The organism is Xenorhabdus entomophaga (assembly GCF_037996725.1).
GTDB lineage: Bacteria > Pseudomonadota > Gammaproteobacteria > Enterobacterales > Enterobacteriaceae > Xenorhabdus > Xenorhabdus khoisanae.
Map to the genome: position 1 here is coordinate 1 of NZ_JBBMXH010000253.1, position 1,147 is coordinate 1,147.

The 1,147-nt window shown below is 34.0% G+C and carries 1 protein-coding gene; it reads left to right on the forward strand.

Annotated features, from left to right (window positions below; genetic code table 11):
* The first annotated feature begins 78 nt into the window (after positions 1–78).
* A complete protein-coding gene (locus AAC854_RS22575) occupies positions 79–1,059 on the forward strand; it encodes a phosphopantetheine-binding protein (RefSeq protein ID WP_340619049.1) in 981 nt (326 codons plus the stop codon).
* Positions 1,060–1,147 lie beyond the last annotated feature (88 nt).

Here is a 1,147-nt window from a genome sequence, read left to right on the forward strand (position 1 = left end):
TTTCATGGGTGAAAAAGTTACCTGACTGGCAGGATCAAGCAACAGGGAAATGCGGATCAAGCGATAAACATCACATTTTTGTGTCAATGGGGGACTGGTGAAGGGTTACCAGATAACTTATTAATGTATGGTTGTGATTCTATTAAAATGATTCGGTTGAAAACAAAACTAGAGCAAATTTATGGTTATACTTTCAATCTCCGTATGATGTATAACACACCAACGTTAGAAGCTATATTAAATCAAGCATACAGCCATTATTTACCTGCGGTTAAAAACCAATCAAATAATAGCGAGTTAACAGATATTGAAAAGCAGTTTATTTTTCTTAACGCTCACCTAAATAGTCATATTTATCATATTTCTGGTCATTTAAAAATCATAAAAGAAATAACAGTTGATAATTTTAAAGCATCACTATCTAAATTCCTTATTCAAACTGAAACGATGAGATTGAAATTTGATCCAGTTACGATGACTAAATCAATTATCACTACTGATGAAACACAGTGGCCAAAAAATTGGTATACCATAACTAATCAATTAAGTTATGAAGAGTTTCACATTAAACAATCAATCGATTTAACCATGGGATTCCCGATCAAGTTTGCTCTTACTATTTCTAGTTGTGGAAGGTATGTCGAACAATTATTTATAAAAATTCATCATATTGTCTCAGATGAACATACATTATCACTCATTCTTGAACGCCTTATCCGTCAATTAAATAACGAAGAGTTGACTTTTGAGCCTATCAAAAACTTCCAAAAAGAAGTTTCTGCAAATCTATCAGACTGGAAACACATTCAAGGGATTAATCTAATTGATTTTCGACGAGGAGAATATGAAGATACTAAGTTAAAATATCAATTGGACAACCGATATCGCCATCAGCTCTCTTTACTCTCCCAACAGCTGGGAGTAACCGAATTTAGTGTTATGATGGGAATATTTGCTAAAGCATTGCATATGATTAAGGGAACCAGCAACTTTACCATCGGTGTTCCTATATCTACAAGAGAAACCGAGGAACAATCAGGGCAAACGGGTCTAAATTGACCAACATGGTGACTCGATACATTGAAATAGGACAAGACCACTATTTATTTGTGATTTATCATCAGCACCCTGTTAATGATTACGGTAG